General features: G+C 70.0%; 17 protein-coding genes. 8 read left to right on the top strand and 9 right to left on the bottom strand.

Annotated features, from left to right (window positions below; translation table 11 throughout):
• Positions 1 to 17 precede the first annotated feature (17 nt).
• The 5 genes from HH310_RS21770 to HH310_RS21750 are packed head-to-tail and all read right to left on the bottom strand — an operon-like array spanning position 18 to position 4,522.
• The gene (locus HH310_RS21770) at positions 18 to 875 is read right to left on the bottom strand and encodes a MoxR family ATPase (RefSeq protein WP_169177442.1); all 858 of its coding nucleotides are present in this window, start codon (positions 873 to 875) and stop codon (positions 18 to 20) included.
• Positions 868 to 1,872, bottom strand: a complete 1,005-nt coding sequence (locus HH310_RS45445; RefSeq protein ID WP_169177441.1) for a xanthine dehydrogenase family protein molybdopterin-binding subunit — start codon at positions 1,870 to 1,872, stop codon at positions 868 to 870. The genes HH310_RS21770 and HH310_RS45445 overlap by 8 nt, the downstream gene beginning before the upstream one ends.
• A gap of 3 nt (positions 1,873 to 1,875) precedes the next feature.
• Positions 1,876 to 3,243: a molybdopterin cofactor-binding domain-containing protein gene (locus tag HH310_RS45440; RefSeq protein WP_169177440.1), complete on the bottom strand. Its 1,368-nt coding sequence runs from the start codon at positions 3,241 to 3,243 to the stop codon at positions 1,876 to 1,878.
• A complete protein-coding gene (locus HH310_RS21755) occupies positions 3,240 to 3,728 on the bottom strand; it encodes a (2Fe-2S)-binding protein (RefSeq protein ID WP_169177439.1) in 489 nt (162 codons plus the stop codon). Before HH310_RS21755 ends, HH310_RS45440 begins: the two co-directional genes overlap by 4 nt.
• A gap of 14 nt (positions 3,729 to 3,742) precedes the next feature.
• Entirely contained in the window at positions 3,743 to 4,522 is a 780-nt protein-coding gene (locus HH310_RS21750) for a xanthine dehydrogenase family protein subunit M (protein ID WP_169177438.1), read from the bottom strand.
• Between the two features lie 104 nt (positions 4,523 to 4,626).
• Here HH310_RS21750 and HH310_RS21745 point away from each other — a divergent pair, with 104 nt between their 5' ends.
• Entirely contained in the window at positions 4,627 to 5,298 is a 672-nt protein-coding gene (locus HH310_RS21745) for a GntR family transcriptional regulator (protein ID WP_169177437.1), read from the top strand.
• Positions 5,299 to 6,791: 1,493 nt separating this feature from the next.
• Here the strand turns inward: HH310_RS21745 and HH310_RS21740 are convergent.
• Entirely contained in the window at positions 6,792 to 7,670 is an 879-nt protein-coding gene (locus HH310_RS21740; RefSeq protein WP_169177436.1) for a dioxygenase, read from the bottom strand.
• A gap of 114 nt (positions 7,671 to 7,784) precedes the next feature.
• Between HH310_RS21740 and HH310_RS21735 the strand changes: the two genes are divergently transcribed.
• Together HH310_RS21735 and HH310_RS21730 are read left to right on the top strand one after the other, a co-directional pair.
• The gene (locus HH310_RS21735; protein WP_169177435.1) at positions 7,785 to 8,645 is read left to right on the top strand and encodes a hypothetical protein; all 861 of its coding nucleotides are present in this window, start codon (positions 7,785 to 7,787) and stop codon (positions 8,643 to 8,645) included.
• Between the two features lie 85 nt (positions 8,646 to 8,730).
• Positions 8,731 to 9,033 (top strand): DUF427 domain-containing protein, encoded by a 303-nt coding sequence (locus HH310_RS21730; RefSeq protein WP_169177434.1) that lies wholly within the window; start codon positions 8,731 to 8,733, stop codon positions 9,031 to 9,033.
• Positions 9,034 to 9,079: 46 nt separating this feature from the next.
• On the opposite strand, the gene HH310_RS21725 is transcribed toward HH310_RS21730, so the two are convergent.
• Together HH310_RS21725 and HH310_RS21720 are read right to left on the bottom strand one after the other, a co-directional pair.
• Positions 9,080 to 10,339, bottom strand: a complete 1,260-nt coding sequence (locus HH310_RS21725) for an ATP-grasp domain-containing protein (RefSeq protein WP_169177433.1) — start codon at positions 10,337 to 10,339, stop codon at positions 9,080 to 9,082.
• 101 nt (positions 10,340 to 10,440) lie between these two features.
• Positions 10,441 to 11,700, bottom strand: a complete 1,260-nt coding sequence (locus HH310_RS21720; RefSeq protein WP_169177432.1) for a geranylgeranyl reductase family protein — start codon at positions 11,698 to 11,700, stop codon at positions 10,441 to 10,443.
• Positions 11,701 to 11,914: 214 nt separating this feature from the next.
• Here HH310_RS21720 and eno point away from each other — a divergent pair, with 214 nt between their 5' ends.
• Complete coding sequence (gene eno / locus HH310_RS21715) at positions 11,915 to 13,192, top strand: phosphopyruvate hydratase (RefSeq protein ID WP_169177431.1); 1,278 nt, start codon at positions 11,915 to 11,917, stop codon at positions 13,190 to 13,192.
• 94 nt (positions 13,193 to 13,286) lie between these two features.
• Here the strand turns inward: eno and HH310_RS21710 are convergent, their stop codons facing one another.
• Positions 13,287 to 14,189: a sulfotransferase domain-containing protein gene (locus HH310_RS21710; protein ID WP_169177430.1), complete on the bottom strand. Its 903-nt coding sequence runs from the start codon at positions 14,187 to 14,189 to the stop codon at positions 13,287 to 13,289.
• Between the two features lie 1,642 nt (positions 14,190 to 15,831).
• Between HH310_RS21710 and HH310_RS21705 the strand changes: the two genes are divergently transcribed.
• From HH310_RS21705 to HH310_RS21690, 4 genes are all read left to right on the top strand, one after another.
• Complete coding sequence (locus HH310_RS21705; protein ID WP_169177429.1) at positions 15,832 to 16,203, top strand: hypothetical protein; 372 nt, start codon at positions 15,832 to 15,834, stop codon at positions 16,201 to 16,203.
• A 212-nt stretch (positions 16,204 to 16,415) separates the two neighbouring features.
• On the top strand, positions 16,416 to 17,144 hold the full coding sequence (locus HH310_RS21700) for an alpha/beta fold hydrolase (protein WP_169177428.1): 729 nt from the start codon (positions 16,416 to 16,418) through the stop codon (positions 17,142 to 17,144).
• A gap of 246 nt (positions 17,145 to 17,390) precedes the next feature.
• Positions 17,391 to 18,410, top strand: a complete 1,020-nt coding sequence (locus HH310_RS21695; RefSeq protein WP_169177427.1) for a hypothetical protein — start codon at positions 17,391 to 17,393, stop codon at positions 18,408 to 18,410.
• Between the two features lie 72 nt (positions 18,411 to 18,482).
• Positions 18,483 to 20,177 carry a PPC domain-containing protein gene (locus HH310_RS21690; RefSeq protein WP_169177426.1) on the top strand — a complete coding sequence of 565 codons (1,695 nt, stop codon included), beginning with the start codon at positions 18,483 to 18,485 and terminating at the stop codon, positions 20,175 to 20,177.
• The last annotated feature ends 116 nt before the right edge of the window (positions 20,178 to 20,293 follow it).

The following is a 20,293-nucleotide window of genomic DNA, read 5'->3' as shown; positions in this document are numbered from 1 at the left end:
GGTGTTCGACCGCGATCTCAGGAATGGTGGAAGATCTCCTTCGCGCGCTCGTCCAGGAGGCGGGTGTCCTCCTCGTCCTTGATGAGCAGGCCGAGCGCCCGACGCAGTGCCGTGGGCCAGGCGCTGCCGCCGTCGACCAGGGCGGCCGCGCCCCGGGCCCAGTCGATCGACTCCGCGACGCCGGGGCGCTTGAGCAGCGGCAACGCCCGGATCTCGGCGACCGCGCGCACCAGCTCGGCGGCCGCCTCCTCGGCCAGGCCCGGCACGTGGGCGTGCAGGATGGCCCGCTCGCGCTGTGCGTCCGGGAAGGCGATCCAGTGGTAGAGGCAGCGCCGGCGCAGCGCGTCGTGCAGCTCCCGGGTCCGGTTCGAGGTGAGCACCACGACCGGGGTGCGCCGCGCGCGCAGGGTCGCCAGCTCCGGCACGGTGATCTGGAAGTCGCTCAGGAACTCCAGCAGGAACGCCTCGAACTCGTTGTCGGCCCGGTCGATCTCGTCGATCAGCAGGACCGCGCCGCGCTCCGAGCGCACCGCCCGCAGCAGCGGCCGCTGGAGCAGGAACTCCTCGGCGTACAGGTCGCCGATCGCCTCGCCGCGCGCCTCGGCGGTGCGGACCCGCAGCAGCTGCTTCGGATAGTCCCATTCGTACAGCGCCTGGCCGGAGTCGAGCCCCTCGAAGCACTGCAACCGGATCAGCTCCCGGTCCAGCACGCGGGACAGCACCGCGGCCAGCTCGGTCTTGCCGACGCCCGGTTCGCCTTCGAGCAGCAGCGGCCGGCCCAGCCGTAGCGCCAGGTGCACGGCCGTGAGCAGGCCGCCGTCCGCGAAGTAGCCGGCCGCGCTCAACGCGACGGCGAGGCTTTCCTCGTCATCCACCGGTCAGCGCGTCCAGACCGCGAAGCACCCGCTCCGGGGTGAAGGGCATGGCCGTCAGCCGGACGCCGCACGCGTCGTAGATGGCGTTCGCGATGGCCGGGATCGGCGCGTTGGCGGTCATCTCCCCGATGCCCTTGGCGCCGAACGGACCGCTCTCGGCCGGGCGTTCCAGGATGGCGCTGTGCTGCTCGGGGATGTCCGCGGCGGTCGGCATCAGGTATTCGCTGAAGTCGGCCGGCCCGTGTGACCGCGCCGGATAGTAGGGCTCGGTCGCCTCGAACAGGGCGTGCGACATGCCCATCCACGCCCCGCCCTCGACCTGCTGGGCGACAGTGGCCGGGTTGAGCGCCCGCCCGATCTCGTAGGCGTTGTACATCGTGACCACCTCGACCACGCCGGTCTCGTCGTCGACGTCGACCACCGCGACCGTGCACGCGTGCGCCTGGCACGAGTCCGGGTCCATCTCGCCGGTCTCCGGCACCGGATCGTTCTTCTCCTTCAGGAAGATGCCCCGGCCGGAGATCGTGCGGCCCTGCTTGAAGTGCGCGGCGAGTGCCAGGTCGGTGATGTGGATCCGCTTCTGCTCGGCGCCCTTGACCTGCACGAAGCCGCTGCCGTCGGTCTCCAGGTCGCCGGCGTCGACCTCGAGCTCGTCGGCGGCCACCGCCAGCATCACCTCGCGCGCCTCGGTGGCGGCCATGATGACCGCGTTGCCGACCCGGTGGGTGCCGCGGCTGGCGAAGGTGCCCATGCAGTGCGGTCCGGTGTCGGTGTCCGCGGTGTCGACGAGAATGTTCCCGTACGGGAGACCCAGCACCTCGGCCGCACATTGGGCGACGACGGTCTTGAGGCCTTGACCGAGGTCCACCGAGGAGAGGCTGACCACGAACGTGCCGGTCGTGGTGGCGTGGATCAGCGCCTGGGACGGGTCGCCGCCCAGGTTCATGCCGGTGGGATAGTTGACCGCGGCGTACCCGCGCCCGCGCCGTATCGCCATGACTCAGCGCCCTTCCGCCGACGACATGCGCCGGAACTCGGCGGGCAGCTCGTGACCCACCATCGCGGCGGCCTTCTGGATGACCTCGATCAGCGCGGTGCCCTCGGCGACCTTGCGATGCGCCTTCATGTCCCCGTCGCGGTACGCGTTGAGCAACCTGAGCCGCAACGGGTCCATCTCCAGCGCGCGGGCGATCCGGTCCATCTGGGACTCCAGCGCGAAGTCCGCGATGGTGACGCCGAAACCCCGCATGGCGCTGGACGGGGTGCGGTTGGTGAACACGCAGTGGCAGTCGGCCCACACATTCGGGATCGCGTACGGGCCGGGCATGTGTGCCGCCGCTTTTGTGGTGCCGTACGGGCTGTGCCGCGCGTACGCACCCGCGTCGACGTACAGGATGATCTTGCGACCGAGGATGCGGCCGTCGTTCATGACCGCGTCCTTGATGTAGATCCGCTCGGCCGCCCGGGGCGAGGACACCTGCATCTCCTCGTACCTGGTGTAGACGAACTTGACCGGCCGGTTGGTCAGCATCGCGGCGACGCAGGCGACCGGTTCGACGACGATGTCGACCTTGCCGCCGAAGCCGCCGCCCACGGTGCCGCCGACGATGCGCAGCTTGTTGAACGGCGTACCCAGGATCAGGGCCGTGTTGTCCAGCGTGAAGAAGCACGCCTGGGTGTCCGAGTGGATCCGCAGCCGGCCGTCCGGCTGGGGCACGACGATGCAGCCGGTGGTCTCGGTCGGCGCGTGCTCGATCGGCGCCGACTCATAACGCCACTCGAAGACGTGGTCGGCCCGCGCGAACGCCTCGTCCACGTCGCCGAACCGGAGCCGCCGGCAGTGGTGCCCCTCGTACGTGAAGTAGTTGTGGCCCTGGTATTCGTTGACCAGCGGTGCGCCCTCGGCGAGCGCCTCCTCCACGTCGAAGACGGCCGGCAGATCCTGGTAGGTGACGCGGATCCGGGCCACCGCCTCGTACGCCGCGGCCTCGGTCTCGGCGACCACCGCGCAGATCGGGTCACCCAGGTAGCGGACCGTGTCCTCGGCCAGGATCGGCTCGTCGTCCGGCTCGACGCCGATCAGCTTGAGCGGCGTGTAGAGGTTGTTCGGGATGTCGGCGTGGGTCAGGATCCGCACGACGCCGTCGACCGCGAGCGCGTCGCTCAGATCGACGCCGGCGATCCGCGCGTGGTGGCGTTGCGAGCGGGCCATCTTCAGGTGCAGCAGGCCGGGCGGGGTGAGGTCCTCGAAGAACGCGGTGCGGCCGGTGACGTGCCCGAGCGCGTCGGCGCGTTGCGTCACCGAGCCGATGACGGTGAAGTCGTCGCGTTGTTCGCCGGGAAAGAAGGTTTTGTCGAGGCTGGTCATACGACATCCACCTCGCGCTTGCGCCGTGCGGCGTCCAGGATCGCCGCGATGATCGAGGCGTAGCCGGTACATCGGCAGACGTTGCCGGAGATGGCCTCGACCACCTCGTCGCGGCTCGGATCCGGGTTCCCCGCGAGCAGCGACTCGGCCACCATGATCATGCCGGCGGTGCAGAATCCGCACTGGGTCGCGAACCCGTCCAGGAACGCGCTCTGCACCGCGTCGAGCCGGCCGTCGTCGGCGGCCACCCCCTCCAGCGTCCGGACCGAGGCGCCCTCGATGGTCTCGACCGCCACCAGGCACGACATCACCGGCCGGCCGTCGAGCAGCACCGTGCACGTGCCGCAGCCGCCCTGGGCGCAGCCACGCTTGGCGGCCATCAGCCCGAGCGAATCGCGCAGGCTGGACAGCAGCGACGTGCCGGGACGGGCCAGGAACTCGGCCGGCCGGCCGTTGAGTCGCAGCGAAACCACCGTTGACGCCATGCCGTGAGCCTTTCTCAGCGCAGGACGGCCCGGCGCAGATGGACCGGGAGGACGCGGGTGCGATACCAGGCACTGGCGTACGCGTCGTCGAACGGTTCGATGTCCGCGCGGGCCGCGGCACCCGCCTCGTCCAGCGCCGCCGCGTCCAGCCAGCGTCCGACGAGCACCCGTTCGGCGGACACGGCGCGCACGGGCCGGGGCGCGACACCGCCGAGGGCGATCCGCGCGGAGCTCACCACGCCGCCCTCGGTGTGCACCACCGCGGCGACCGCGACGATGGCGGCGGAGTTGAGCTTGCGGCGCATCGCCTTGCGGTAGAACCAGGTGCCGGCGGCCGGGCGCGCGAACGACACCCCGGTGACGATCTCACCTCGGGCGAGCGGCTCGCCGACCTTCGCCGCACGGTTCTCGCCGGAGCCGGCAATGTGGACGGTGGCGTCCAGGGCGAGCAGACAGACGGCGAAATCCCCGTACGGCTGGGGAACGAAGAGGTTGCCCCCGACGGTCGCCAGGTTACGGATCGACGGCGAGGCGATCGTGCGCACCGCGTCGGCGAGGAACTCCAGCTCGGCGACCTCACGGAACGTGGTCGTCGCGCCGATGTGCACCATGTCGTCGGCCACCCGGATGCCGGACAGGCCCGCGGCCCGCAGGCTGATCAGCTCGGACGCGTCCACCGACCCGTTGTTGACCTGCGCCATGACGACCGTGCCGCCCGCCATGATCCAGCCACCGGCGGCGGCGTACTCGGCCGCGGACGCGAGGGACCCGGGAATCCGTACGGCCGTGATCATGCGCCCGGGCCCTCCCCACATCGTGGGAATATCGATAATTGACTATCAGGACGTTAGGGCCGGGCGTACGGCCGCGTCAAGCATCGACGCCTATCATGGCCGCCATGACCTCCCCCGCGTTGCTGCCGGTGTCGCGCCTGACGCTGGCGCACCAGATCCGCGACTCGCTCGTGGTCCGGATCGTGTCCGGCGAGATCGCGCCCGGCGAGCGGCTCGTCGAGACCCGTCTCGCCGCGAGCTACGGCACCAGCCAGGGCCCGGTGCGGGAGGCGCTGCGCGAGCTCGAGGCCATGCGCATGGTCGAGACCCGGCCACGGCGGGGCACCTTCGTGCGGCATTTCGTCCAGCAGACGCTGCGCGAGAGCTACGTGGTGCGGGCCGCCCTGGAGGAGACCGCCACCCGCCTGGCGATGCTGCACGGAACCGTGCCGGTGCAGGCGCTGCGCGCGGAGGTGAAGGCCATGCGCGCCGCCGCCCGGGCCGCGGACGACAACGCCGCGGCCCGGGCCAGCGTGGCCTTCCACCGCCACATCATCGACGCGGCCGGCAACGAGCTGCTGAAGCTGTCCTGGGAGGCGCTGCAGATCGAGGCCCGCACGACGGTGACCATGGTGGCCGCCGAGGTGAAGCTGACCGACATCGCCCGCGACCACGCAGCCCTGCTCAAGTCCATCGAGCAAGGCGACCTCGAAACGGCCTGCCGCCACGCCCGCGACCACCAGTGGCACTACGCCGACCTCCCGCACGACGCCCACGGCCACACCCGCCCGTCTTAGCGGGTTAGGTCCTGATCGCACTCAGCGGGCGTGCGCGACCAGCGCTCCGCGCGCGGACCGCACTCCCAGCCCCTCGCCACGCCGCCCAGCTCCTCTCACCCGCCCAGCCCTCCCACCGACCCCAGCTCCTCTCACCCGCCCAGCCCTCCCACCGACCCCAGCTCCTCTCACCCGCCCAGCCCTCCTACCCACCCCAGCTCCTCACCATGCCGGACATATCGGATATGTCTGGCAGTTGCCTGGCCCGGGACCCCCGGCATGACCGCGGCGGCCGGCGGCGTTCCAGCAGCACGCCGCCGGCCGCCGCGCGCTCGCGGTCCAGCAGCGCGCCGCCAGCCCACCGCGCGCTCGCGGTCCAGTAACCGCGCCGCGGCCCGCCGCGCGCTCCCGTTCCACGCGGCGCGCCGCCAGCCCACCGCGCGCTCGCGGTCCAGTAACCGCGCCGCGGCCCGCCGCGCGCTCCCGTTCCACGCGGCGCGCCGCGGCCCGCCGCGGATCACGAAGTCGGGCAAGCACACGAAGCAGCAGCGCTGGGCCGCAGCGCCCGGCGATTAGCACGCGGCGCTTCCAATTCGTGGGACTCGCGGCCGGATACTGAGACCGGCGACCACGTCCTGGGCTCAGGGTCCGCCATGTGGGATTCCTGTCCATTGTGGAGTAATATTTGTCCGCTAATGCGGCTTTCGCACGGCGGGTTTTACCGGCCAGATGTGAACCTTGGAGAGTTATGGCTCGTATGTGGGCGCAACTCTCCAAGGTTCGCCAAAAGCCCACGATGTGGCTGCGATGTCCCACAAAGCGGGAACGCGGCAAGGCGGAGGGGTGCTGCGCCGGGTTGCCCCGGCGAGCTCAGGGCAGGAAGCGGCGCGCCTCGCCACAGAGATCACCGCGACCATGGCGATATCCTCGGCCGCGGCGGTCCCCGATTGCGCATCGCGGTCGGCCGCAACGCTCCCCATTGCGCATCCCGGTCGACCCCGGCGGTCCGCGATTACGCATCCCGGTCAGCCGCGGCGCACCCCGATCACGCATCCCGGTCAGCCGCGGCGCACCCCGATCACGCATCCCGGTCGACCGCGGCGGTCCGCGATTGCGCATCCCGGTCGGCCGCAACGCTTCCCATTGCGCATCCCGGTCGACCCCGGCGGTCCGCGATTACGCATCCCGGTCAGCCGCAGCGCACCCCCGACTACGCATCGCAGTCAGCCGCAACGCTCGCCGACTACGCATCGCAGTCAGCCCAACGCTCGCCGATTTGCGCAGTGCAGTTAGCCCAACGCTCGCCGATCACGCAGCGCAGTCGCCGCACGCTCGCCGATTGCGTAGCGTGGTCGGCCGCAACGGTCTGGGCTGCCCTTCCGGTCGGCACAAGCGCACGCGCCGCTCTACAGCGCTACTACTGGCTGGGCGGCCCGGCGGGTGCACGGATCGCGGTGCGCCTTGCGTCAGCCGGCGGCGCAACCCCGCCGGCCCGCAACCTAGGAAATATCCGGCTAATCGATGGTTTCGAAGGAGCGCTTGGAGAAGCCCGTGCTGTAGCCGTCGACGATGGTCGTGACCGGGCGGGTGGGGTCGGCCGCGGCACCCAGCGTGACGAAGATCGGGATGTAGTGCTCGGGTGTGGGGTGCGCGTACGGCATGCCCGGCGCCCGCGTGTACGCGGCCAGCGCGTCGACGTCGCCACGCCCCAAAGCGTCGGCGATCCACGCGTCGAAGTCGGACGACCAGGCGGGCACGTGGCCGAACACCATCTCCCTGGTGAGGAACGGCAACCCGTGCGTGGTGTACCCCGAGCCGATGACCAGCACACCCTCGGAGCGCAATTCCCGCAGGCGCGCGCCGATGCTCATCAGCCGGTCCGGGTCGGCGGTGGGCATGCTCATCTGCAGCACCGGGACGTCGGCCAGCGGATACATGGCCATCAGCGGCACCCAGGCGCCGTGGTCCAACCCCCGGCTGGCGTGCTGATACACCGGCTCACCGTCGGGCATCACGGCGGCGACCCGGGCGGCCAGGCCGGCGACGTCCGGGGTCGGGTACTTCATGGCGTAGTAGCGCGGGTGGAAGCCGCCGAAGTCGTACACCAGCGGGGTCGCCGCCGCGGTCGCGGACAGTGAGAGCGGGGCCGTCTCCCAGTGCGCGGACACGATGAGGATGCTCCGCGGCTTGGGCCGGCGCTGCGCCCAGTCGAACAGCTGGCGCTGCCAGTGCCCGTCGTTGAACAGGGGCGGTGCGCCGTGGCTCAGGTAGAGGGCCGGGAACGCCCCGTCGTCCGGCGTCCAGGCGCGCTGGGCACGCGCGCGTGGCAGCGCCTCGATGAGGAACTCGTCGTACGCGCCCGCGTGCACCCGCGGGTTGAAGATCGACTCCATGACGTCATCGTAACCCGTACTGACTTCACGGTTTAAGTGACTTTTACCGCTCAACACTTGCACCGTGAAGTGATCGGCGAGGAATCCATCGATGGGGTGTGCGACAGTGCTGGTATGACGGAGACGTCCGCCGCGTGGGCGGAGCAGCGGGTCGCCGCGGTTCGTGACGATCCGGCCGCCCGGCTCGCGCTGATGCGGCGCTGCTATGACGGCCCGTACGGCAACGCGCCGCGGCATCTGCCGTTCCGCCGGGCCGCCATGTCGTTCATGAAATGGCAACTGCGCCGGGGACTGCTGCGGCCGGCCTCGGGGAGCCCCTGGTGGCGGACGGTGAACGAGCGCATCCTGCGGGACGGCTGCGAGGCCGTGGCCCTGAGCGGAAACGTGCCCGGCCCGGCGTCCTCGCGCACCGTCGAGTTCTGGACGTCGTTCGCCCGGCAGCCGACCGCCCGGAGCTGGTACCGCGCGCACAACGGGAGCGTGGTCGCCGCCTACCTCGAGCACCGGGACCTCGCGGAGGCGGAGAACGCGGCCGAGCGCTTCTTCATGAACGTCGTGCTCTGCCGGGTGCTGTACGCGCACGCGCTGGTCGCGGCGCCACGGATCGCGCTGGGCTGGCTGCGCCCGCTGGCCCCGCTGCTGGGCGACCCCCGGCTGGGCATGACCGGCATATTCCTGCAGCTCTCGCGCGTGCTTCCGGACGAGTACCCGCTGCGCGACGACGTCGCCACCTACCTTCGCGCCGAGCTCGGATTCGGCCGGGTCCTGGACTACGGGGTGATCACGCCACGGCTGGCCCGGCTCTACGCGTGGTCCGCCGCCGAACTCGACACCCCTGACCTGCTGACCTGCATCCGGGACGGGTTTTTGACGTACGCGTGGGCGTACGAGGATCGCGGGGTTTGGCAGATGCCGAAGTCGTTCATGGTTCGGGCGGCCCGTCGGGTGCTGCCCGGTCCCGGCGGCGAGCGGTGAGGTTGCGCACAGGTGGGTACGTCCGTCGTACGCGCCGGCGCTAACTAATCAGGCAGTAGTTTCCGTCGCGATCAGGAGCAGCACCGTGCAGGCAACGATCAATGGAAAAGTCATCGCTGAGGCCACCGACAGTGACATCGTCCGGATCGAGGGCAACGCCTATTTCCCGCCGTCCTCGCTGGTGGACGAGGCCTTGACGGACAGTGACACGCCGTACACCTGTCCGTGGAAGGGCGTCGCCCAGTACCACGACGTGACGACGCCGGACGGCAAGTTCGCGGATGCGGCCTGGAGCTACCCCACCCCGCGCCCGGGCGCGATCAAGCGGGTCGGTCACGACTTCAGCGGCTACGTGGCGTTCGACCGCAATCAGGTCGAGGTTCACTGACCAGCGGTGATACGGGGCCGGTCCGATCGGGACCGGCCCCGCCGCATCACAGCGGCCGTAGCGCCGCAGCGACCTGACGATCGGCCTCGGCCAGGGTCGCGCGCAGCGCCGGCCGGTCGGCGGCCACGACGAGGATGTGCCCGAAGCGGTGCCGGAAGTCGGCCGCCGGTTCCAGCGTGGCGTCGGGCGGGAAGGTCCAGACCACTTCCCGGCAGCCGGGCAACTTCGTCAGCCGGTCGTGCAACTCCTCGCGCTCGGCCAGCACGGACGGCTGCTTCGCGATGAAATACCGCACGCCGGCCACGCCCCGCGTCGGCAGCGGCGAATCCACCGCCACCTGGCGTCCGGCCAGGACCTCGACGTTCACCGTCGGCAGATCGACGCCGTGCACCGCCTCGATCAGGGCGGGGATGCGGTCGCCGGCGAGCCGCCCGCCGACCTCCATGATCATCGGGCCGCCGGCCGAGAGCCGCACCTCGACGTGGAAGACGCCGACCGTCATGCCCAGCGCGCGTACGGCCTGCGTTGCCGTCTCGGCCAGGACGGCACGCTCCGCGCGCGCCAGATCGGCCTCGACCGTGTGCCCGATCTCGACGAACTGGGGTTCCGGGCCGAGCATTTTCGCGGTCACCGACACGACGAGGGTTTCGCCATTCTGGACGTAACCCTCGACGCTGAATTCGGGCCCGGTGACATACGACTCGACGAGAACCTTTTCGGCGAGCCGGCGGCCCATAGCGTCAATTGCTTGTACCGCGTCGACCGCCTCGCGCAGCGAAACGCGGTCGTCAACCCGGCGCACGAAAACACTCCCGGATCCGTCGACCGGCTTGACCACGGCGGGATATCCGACGGCCTCCTCGATCGCGGCGAATTCCTCGTCGCCGGCATTCGCCGGGTCCAGCGGCGCAAAACGGCTGACCGGCACGCCGGCCGCCCGCAGCACCTCTTTCATCCGGCGCTTGTCGCGGAGTCCTTCGGCGGCCACCGGGTCGACGCCGGGCAGCCCGAGCTTGGCCGCCACCGCCGCGGCCAGCGGGACGGCCAGCTCGAACCCGGGAATCACGGCGACCAGGTCGGTGATCGCGGCGAGCTCCTGCGCGGCGGCCACGGTCGCCCGCACCGAGCCGGTCTCGACCCGCCGATAGGTGGCCAGACCGTTGGCGACGGCGTCCCGGGCCGACGCGGTGATCTCGGCGAGCGGACGACTTTCGAAAATCACCGACGAGTAACCTAGTGCGGCCGCCGCCCTGATGATTTCGGAACCGGACGACTCGGGCTCGATGACAAGGATCGCAGGGGACACCGACAGCTCCTTCGGAAAAGGGTGCGCCGGTTCGAGCGTATTTCGACGACCTGCCTTGGAGCCCGCGATAAGAATCACCGGAGCCGGTTGAACCACCCCGCTTAAACGGACGGCGCCACCTTGGACAATCCGTTGATGATGCGGTCCATGGCATCGCCGTCATGGGGGTCGGTGAGGTTCGCCAGCAGCTTCAGCACGAAACGCATCAGCGTCGGATGCGGCAGCCCGTGCTGGGTGGCGAGCCGCATGATGTGCGGGTTTCCGATCAGCTTCACGAAAACCCCGCCCAGCCGGTAATAACCGCCGAACCGCCGGCTCATCTCGGCCGGGTAGGCGCGCAGGGCCTGCTCGCGGTCCGGGCCGGCCGGCCGGGCCAGGGCACCGGCGGCAACCTCCGCGGCCAGTTCGCCGGACTCCATCGCGTACGCGATCCCCTCGCCGTTCATCGGGTTGACCATGCCGCCGGAGTCACCGACCAGCATCAGGCCGCGCGTGTAATGCGGCACCCGGTTGAAGCCCATCGGCAGCGCGGCTCCCAGGATCGGTCCCTCGGCGTTGGTCTCGTCGCGCATGCCCCACTCGGCCGGGGTCGTCGTCAGCCAGTCGGTGAGCAGCGCGCGATAGTTCGTCTTGCCGAAGGCGGCGGACGAGTTGAGGATGCCGAGGCCCACGTTGACCCGGCCATCCCCCACCGACCAGCACCAGCTGTAACCGGGGAGCAGCCGCTTGGGGTCCTGCGCGCCGTGCAGGTCCAGCCAGGACTCCATGTAGTGGTCGTCGGCCCGGACCGGTGACGTGTAGTAGCGGCGGACCGCGACGCCCAGTGGCCGGTCGTCGCGTTTGGCCAGGCCCATCGCGAGCGGCAGCTTCCCGGAGACGCCGTCGGCCGCGATGACCAGCGGCGCGCGGAACTCGACCGGTTCGTCGCCGCGCATCGCCGTCACCCCGGCCGCCCGGCCCTCGTCCAGCACCGGACCGGTGACGTGCACGCCGGTGTGCAGGATCGCGCCCGCCTCGACCGCGCGCCGGGCCAGCAGATCGTCGAAGTCCACCCGGGTGCGGGCCAGTCCGTAGCCGGCGAAGCTCGCCAGTTCGGGCCAGTCCAGTTCGAGCCGGACGCCGCCGCCGTTCACGCGCAGCCCCTTGAGGTGCACCCAGCCGGCTTCCTCGGAGGTGTCCACGCCCATCCGGACCAGTTGCCGGACGCCGCGCGGGGTCAGCCCGTCGCCGCACACCTTCTCGCGCGGGAACCGGGTCTTCTCCAGCAGCAGCACCCGAAGCCCGTGCCGCGCCAGGTGGTAGGCCGCCGCCGACCCGCCCGGCCCCGCACCGACGACGATCACATCGGCTTCGTCCTTCATCACAAACCCCCGGTCATTTGGTACGCCGTGGGGAGACGCTCGCGAGACGCCGGATGTGACAGCGGCCGATTCGCTCGTGAAGTTCTTCACAACCGGCGCGCACCCTAAACCCGCCCCTCGGGGTACGGGTCAACGTGCTTCTGATCGCGGTGACAGCCCGGCCTCGCAGACGCCACTCTGATCCGGCAACGACAACGGGACCAGGGAGTATGCGATGACGGCGATCAGCCGGGTGATCGGACGGCAGATCCTCGACAGCCGGGGCAATCCGAGCGTCGAGGTCGATGTGGTGCTCGCGGACGGATCCTTGGGGCGGGCCGCCGTGCCGTCCGGGGCGTCGACCGGCGCGAACGAGGCGGTCGAGCTGCGCGACAACGACCCGAGCCGGTTCCACGGCAAGGGTGTGGGCAAGGCCGTCGCCGCGGTCAACGGCGAGATCGCCCACGCGGTGACCGGCCTGGACGCCGAGGACCAGGCCCTGATCGACGCGACGATGATCGAGTTGGACGGCACCAAGGACAAGGGCCGGCTCGGCGCGAACGCGATCCTGGGCGTGTCGCTCGCGACGGTCAAGGCCGCGGCGCAGGCGCATCGGCTGCCGCTCTACCGCTATGTCGGCGGTGCCGGGGCGCGGGTGCTGCCGGTGCCGATGATGAACATCGTCAACGGTGGCGCGCACGCGGACAACCCGCTCGACTTCCAGGAGTTCATGATCGCCCCGGTCGGCGCGCCGACGTTCGCCGAGGCGGTGCGGATGGGCTCCGAGGTGTTCCACACGCTGCGCCGCCAGCTGGCCGCGGCCGGGCACAGCACCAACGTCGGCGACGAGGGCGGCTTCGCGCCGAACTTCAGCGACGCCGACGAGGCGCTGCGGTTCGTGGTGCGGGCGATCGAGGAGTCCGACTACCGGCCGGGCGTCGACATCACGGTCTGCCTCGACCCGGCGAGCTCCGAGTTCTTCAAGGACGGTGCCTACCGGTACGCCGGTGAGGGCCGCACCCGTTCGGTGGACGAGCACATCGCGTACCTGCTGGAGCTGGCCGGCCGGTATCCGATCAGCTCGATCGAGGACCCGATGGCCGAGGACGACTTCGCCGGCTGGCGGAAGCTGACCGCCGAGGCCGGGGACCGGCTGCAACTGGTCGGCGACGACGTCTTCTGCACCGACGCGGACCGGCTGCGCGACGGCATCGAGGGCGGCTACGCGAACGCGATCCTGGTGAAGCTCAACCAGATCGGCACCCTGACCGAGACACTGCACACTGTGGACACCGCCCACCGCGCCGGCTATCGGGTGGTGATCTCGCATCGTTCCGGCGAGACCGAGGACACGACCATTGCCGATCTCGCGGTCGCGACCGGATGCGGGCAGATAAAAACGGGTTCGTTGTCCCGCAGCGACCGGACCGCGAAATACAATCAGCTCATTCGGATCGAGGAGGAACTTGGTCGCTCCGGTTCCTTTTTCCGGGTACGCGGAAAGCATTCGTGAACGGTCCGCGAAAATGCCGTGCCGACTTTCGTGTAAACGACAGTAACACGAAAGTCGGTACGGCGCCGCCGGCGGGACCTAGATCACGTCAGGCTCAGTCCTGGCCCTGCTGGACCCAGGCGAGCAGGTCCGGGTCGGCGAGCGTCACGACCTGCTTGCGGTAGTACGCGACGTCGTCCTCGTCGAGCACCGACCGCCACTGGCCGCTGGTGCCTTTGTGCAGGAAGCGGGCCTTGTCCACCCACAGGTCGCGGTTCGGGATCACGTCGTCCTCGCGCCGCTTCATGCTGTCGAACGTCGCCGCCTCGACGAGCTCCGGCCACTTCTGCTCGGGGACCTCGATGTCCAGCTTCGCGGCCAGCGACCGCATCGAGGCGGCCAGGTCGTCCTGCAGCTGCTGGTAGTGCGTCAGCACCACGTTCGGCCGGTCCCGGACCTGCCAGAGAGTGTCCAGGTGGTGCAGGAACATCGGCAGGCCGGACATGTAGCCGGGGTCGTCCACCCAGGCGCGGAAGCGGTCGTGCACGGACTCGGGCGGCGGCGGCATCTCGGGCAACGCCGGCACCTCGGCGCCCTCGGCCGCCATGCTGGCCGCGAACGCCGCGAACACCTTCCCCAGATGCATGTTCGACATGTGGTTGTCGGTGGAAACGCCGACGTCACGGGGCTCGCGGCCGATCGTCAGGTAGGTGACCCGCTCGTCGTACGGGAGGCCGTCCAGCGGGGTGTGCGTCTTGATGACCCGCCGGTGCCGCTGACCGTCCAGCTCGGCCAGAACCTCCTCGCGGGGGTGCACGAGGAAGTCCGGCCAGACGGAGATCTCACCGAGGGGACGCGGCAGTTCCGGCGTCTGAAAAATGAGTAACGCGCAGATCATCTGCATCCAGGTGGTGCCCGTTTTCGGCGGGGTGGTGAGGATGATGTCACCCTCGCGCAGCGCAATGTCGTCCCACCGGGAGCTGTCGATGAATGCGTTGCGATAATGTTTCTGGTGCATGCGGCGATGGTAGGGCGAATAGAAGGGAGCGATGCTCCGATGTGAAGATCATCTCCCATTCCCGTTATTCCGGACCTTGTCGCGAACTCGATGCCCCGGCGGCTCGATCTCGTTGAGGCCGGGGGCTGCAACCATCCGCCGTGGGCGACCGGTGGATCGGGCAGATCTCACGCTTCGAGCCGACGCTCCCATCGCGACGCAGCGGCCGTCGATGCGCGGCGAGCGCGGCAGGCGCAGCGAGCCAGGCAGGCGCAGCGAGCCAGGCAGGCGCAGCGAGCCAGGCAGGCGCAGCGAGCGGCCGCCAAGCCGGCCGGGTCAACGGGCCCAGGCGTGCGTGCGGCCGCCCTCGGTGTGTCTAGCCGCGCCCCCTAGCCGCCGTAACTCCACCACCACGGCGGATATGCTCCGGCCACCCCACACCCGCGCGCGGCGCCTCTTGGCGCGGGCAACTACGCCGCCCCGGCCGTCGCAACTCCCCACACGCACAAGGGGCCACTGTCGGTGTGGGCAGCCGCGTCCTGCTGACGTCGTGACTTCCCCGCCTGGCCAGCTTCGGCAGGACTGCGACCAAACCACGTGCACAGTTTCACAATGTGGGACCCGTGTCCGCGCGGCGGAACTGTTCAGCTGGTTCTCGCCGCTCACCCTGCGATGCGTTGGCCTCGCGTGGCGGACCTGAGGGCCGTCGCTGTGGGGAGCTCAGACGTTCCGGCCGTGACGGGTGCCCACACCCGCTGTGGGTTCGCCACGGTGTGGGGAACCACGGCCTCCCCGCCGTCGCGAGTCCCCACACGTGGGTAAGGGTGGCCACGGTGTGGGGAGCCACAGCCTCCCCGCCGTCGCGACTCCCCACACGTGGGTGAGAGTGGCCACGGTGTGGGGAGCCACAGCCCCCCAGGCGTCGCTACTGCCCACACCCGAGTGGGGCGGCCACTGTGGGGAGCTGGGACGTGCCCGGGCCTGGCGGCGCCGCCTCACACGGGGACTCCCGGCCGACAGAACCAGCTGAACAGTTACACGCGGCGAGACTGGCGACCACATTGTGGCGACCGGGACCGCAATGTGAGACCCGGGTCCACAGTAGAGGGTCTTATCTTCCCCTTTGCGACTTTTGTTCGACCGCTTTCCCTTGCATTTCGTAGACCTTGGAGATTTATGGCTCGCATGTGGGCGTAAGTTTCCAAGGTCTCCAGAAATCCCAGGATATGGCCGGGATCATCACATAGTGGGATCGGATGGACTAGCCCGAGCTGACCTGGCGACAGGTGCGGCGCGTTGGCCATCTCGGCGGCAGTTGCGGGAGTAGCGCCGGTAGTCGCAGCAACCGCGGCGACTGCGGCGGTGGCAGCAGCACCAGTGGTGGCGACGACGACTGTGGCGACGACGGCGGTGGCGGTGGCGGGATCCGCGCGCCCGAGCGGGTTGCACCGCGCGAGCGGCGGGCGCCGCCGCGCTGGGCGTAGGCGAGGGCTCGGGTGGCGGTGCGGGGCGGGGGAACGCGTGCGGAAACGTCTGCACGTCGGGATGACGCGACCTGTGCATTGATGTCTATGATTTCGGTATGACGGCGACTCCGCCTTACGGTCCGCCCTTTCTGCCACCTCCCCGGCCGCGGCGACGGTGGGGGCTGATCGTTGCCCTGGTGGCGGGCACGCTGGTGTTGTGCTGTGGCTGCGGCGGCGTGGCCGTCTTCGCCCTGACCGCCGGGCAGGTCAAGCCGGCTGGCAACGCGGCCGAGGCGTACGTCGCGGCGGTGATCGCGCAGGACGACGGCCGCGCGCTGCAGTACGTCTGCACGGCGAGCGACTCCAAGAGCAGCCATGACGCGTTCGCGACCTACGTGCGCGGCAAGGGCGTCAGCGGGGAACGGGTCGTCAACACGAAAGTCACCCTGTGGAATCTGTCCTGGCGCGCCGACGTCCAGATGGAGCTGACCGTCGGCACCGGCGCCGAGGAGGCATTGGAATTGCCGATGGCCAAAGAGGACGGCAAATGGAAGGTTTGCGTCCGCTGACGGCCCGCACCGGCCGGTGTGGCGCGCGGAGATGTTGTTGCACTCAGGGTGGCGAAAACTCCGGGGCCGTTCGGCGAGGCGTACCTCTGGCGTGGTTTGTGCTTTGAGGACCGCCGAACGGGTGCCGATGTTCATCTGTGCGGCTGGCCGATTCCGGGGCGGCGGGGTCGAGGATGGGGGCTGACCTTCGTAGTGCGGCAAGGGAGAAGAGCATGCCGAAACCCACCATCGTCCTCGTGCACGGAGCATGGGCGGATGCGTCGAGTTGGAACGCGGTGGCGTCCGAGTTACAGAGCCGGGATTACACCGTCTTAGCGCCGCCGAATCCGCTGCGTGGCGTGGCGGGCGACGCCGCGTACATCGCGTCGTTTCTCGCTCAGCGCACCACCGGGCCGGTCGTGCTGGCCGGCCATTCGTACGGCGGTTTCGTCATCACGAATGCCGGGACCGGGGGCGGTGACGTGCGGGCCCTGGTCTACGTCGACGCATTCATCCCCGACGAAGGCGAAACGACGTTTCAGATCCTCGGTGGATCGGGTTCGGCGTTCGACGTCCCGGACCCGACGACGGTGTTCGACATCGCCGGATACCCGGGCGCGCCGGAGGGTGACGCGGAGGCGTTCCTGAAGCCCGGCACCGTCCACAATTCCTTCGCCCAGGATCTGAGCGAGGCGGACCGGTGGCTGATCGCCGCGGGCCAGCGGCCGATCACGTTGAGCGCGAACACGACGCCGTCGGTGACCGCGGCCTGGAAGACGTTGCCGAGCTGGGCGGTCGTGGGCACCGAGGACAAGGTGATCCCGGCGGCCACCCAGCGATCGATGGCCGAGCGGGCCGGCGCCAAGATCACCGAGGTGGCGGGCTCGCACGTCTCGATGGTGTCGCATCCCCAGGTCTCGATCGACACGATCCTGGCCGCGGCGGCACACGTCGCCGACTGACCTGAATGTCACATCGCGCGCCTCGATCTCGTCTCTGGTGGGCCCAGTCGTCGAACTGCCACCAGGGATGGGATCGTGTCGCTGATCCGTTCGCTCGGCGCTCTCGAGCGCTTGTACTTCCGCAGCATCCAGACCTATCCACTGCATTTCGTGATGGCGGCCGCGTTTCGTGAGACGTTGAGTCCCGCTGTCGTGCGTATCGCCCTCGATGCCGTCCAGGCCCGGCATCCGTTGCTGTCGGCCCGGGTGGACGGCACCCCGCCCGCGTTCTATCGAACCGACCGTTCCATTGCCCTGTCGTCGGCGACCGGTCCGTGGCAGGAACAGGCCGGAAAGGAACTCGGCCGGGCCTTCGATCCGTCGAACGGGCCGCTGATGCGCGTTGTCCAGACCGACGACGAGAACGGCACGACGCTGGTTCTCACACTCGAACACTGCATCGCCGACGCGATGGGCGCCATGTATGTGCTGCGCGACCTTGTGACGGCGCTCAACGGCGGCGCGCTGGAACCGACCGCCGCGCCGCCGTCCTTGGAGGATCTCATCGCGGACCGGATCGGCCGGGCTCCGATGCCCGACCTGACCGGCATCGATCCCCGGATGACCATTCCGCTGGACGATCAGCCGTTCGACGGTTCCCCGGCCGTGATTCGCACATTCGCCTTGACCAGAGACGAGACCACGCGGCTGGTACAGCGATGCCGCGCCGAGCGGGCGACCGTCAATTCGCTGATCGTCGCGGCGGCCTCGCGTTCCTGCGCGGCGATTGTCGGGACCGACTACATCCGTGTCTTCAACCCGATCGACCTGCGGCCGATCCTCGATGCCGGGGAAAGCCTCGCGCCGACATTCGGGGCGATCCGGCTCGGATTCGAGGCGCACGGGAGCACCCGTCTCTGGGACCGGGCACGGGCGGTGCGGGCGCAGACCGCCGGCGCGAAGTCTGAGGCGGCGGTGGCGAGCGCGGCCGCCGTGTCGAACCATTTCCTGCCGCCGGCGGTCACCGCATCCGAGGTACGCAGATACATCCATCAGGCGATCGATTACGAATTGCTGGTCAGCAACCTCGGCGCACCGGCGCTCGACTGGGCCGGTCCGGTCCGGCCGCGGGCGATCTGGGGGCCGATGGTGATGGGCCGGTACCCGGGCGAACATATGGTCGGCGTCACCACATTCGACGGTTCACTGCGCGTTACGGTCGCCGCACACAAGGATCCGGCACCGCTGTTGTTCGAACTGGAAGAGGCGACACGGACGCCGCAGTGACAATTAATTGCCACCGGGAAGGTCACGGAGGTCACGACACCGAACTCGCGCTCCGGGGCGCCCGTTGCGGGGGTGGTGAGAGGTAATGTGCTGCCCGCGGCGATCGCGCTGACGGCCATCGCCGCAGCGCTGTCCGGGCCGGCGCGGCCGGAGGTGCTGACGGTCGGTCCCGCCGTGGTGCGGACCGTCGGAACGAACCGGCTCCGCCCGCCCGGCCGGCTCCCGGAGTTACTCCCGCCCGCGCCCGACGTCATCGAGCGGGAGCCGGTCGGCACGCGCGGCCGCAACGACAGCGGGGACTCCGCCGAGCAGCTCGGATCACGGTCGGTGACCGTCCTGGGCGCGCTGTCGCCGGCGTCGCAGGCCACCACGGCGATCCCGCCGGCCGCCGGGGACGACGGGTCGATCCGGCTCGCCACGAGGACCGGGATCGGCCCGCACCGCCCGGGAATCACCACGACCGGCGAGATCGGTGGCGGCCCGCGCGCTTCCGACGTCTACCGGGTGGACGCCGCCGCCGGGGACACGATCATCATCAAGGTGGCGGCCGACCGGCTCGACGCCGCGATCGTCCTGTACGACTCGCGGGGCACCGCGGTGGACTTCAACGACAACCGGGTCACCGACCCGAACCCCGTGCTCACCCATCGGGTGGCCACGGCGGGTGCCTACTACGCGCGGGTCACCGCGTCCGGCACAAGCGGTCCGGCCGCCACCGGACCGTACCGCCTGTCGATCGTCTCCGCGGCCGCGGACGTGGACGTCTACGCGATCCGGCTGCGGCGCGGCGACGTGCTCGGCGCGGCCACGACCGGCTCGCCGGACATGCTGACCGTGTTCGACCCGGCCGGCCGTGACGTGCACGGCTCGACCGGCGACGCCGCGTCCAACTACCCGGCGCTCAGCCCGCTCCCGCACGGCGACCTGTCCACCGACCACATCGCGACCACCGACGGCTGGCACTACATCCAGGTGGCCGGCACCGGTGGCACCTACCGGCTGACGCTGGTGGTGAGCCGGCCGCGGCTCGAGCACACCGGCGACGTGCAGACGATCTACCTGGACTACGACGGCGCCCGGGTCGACCCGGCCATCTTCGCGAACAGCGGCATCGAGATCCCCGATCCCACCGGGCAGCGGGCGTTCCCGGCCCTGCGGACGTTCCTGCCCGCCTGGGGTCTGAAGAGCACCGACGAAGGCGCGCTGGAGAAGACCGTCACCGCGGACGTCCGGCGCAACCTGCAGGTCGGTGGCGGTTCCGCCGCCCACGTCGCGTCCAGCGCCGACGGCCCGGACCTGTACGGCCGTCGCGACGTCAGCCGCGTCGTCGTCGGCGGCACCATGAAGGACAGCGGACTGCCCACCATCGGCATCGCGCAGTCGATCGACCCCGGCAACTACGCCACCGAGGAGACCGCCGTCGTGCTGACGGACATTCTCAGTGACACCGCCGCCGACCCGGACTCGATCAACGCCTACCTGACCGGATCGCGCGACCGCGTCGGCTACATCGCCGAGGTGCTGAGCGACTACATCAGCCACGAGGTCGGGCACCTGCTGGGCAACTGGCACACCCAGCCCACCGACGGCCGGCCGGGGCTGATGGACTCGACCGACATCGCCCGGATCGTGGCCGGGCGCGACGGCATCGGCGGCACTGCCGACGACCAGCGGATCCCCTTCGCCACCAACGATTACCTGGCGAGCGACGGGTTCAACGGCCAGGAGAACACCGCCGCCCGGGTGGCCGCGGCGCTGTCGCACTGAAGCCGGGTTCCGTCGCCGACCGGGTCAACTTTCATTCATACATTCAAAAGTATGGACACGTCAGACGAAAGTCGTTAACGTGTCGATCATTGCCACACGTAGGTAGCCCCGCCTGC

The sequence above is a fragment of the Actinoplanes sp. TBRC 11911 genome (assembly GCF_012933445.1).
Lineage (GTDB): Bacteria > Actinomycetota > Actinomycetes > Mycobacteriales > Micromonosporaceae > Actinoplanes.
This window is presented reverse-complemented; position numbering and strand designations above follow the sequence as displayed.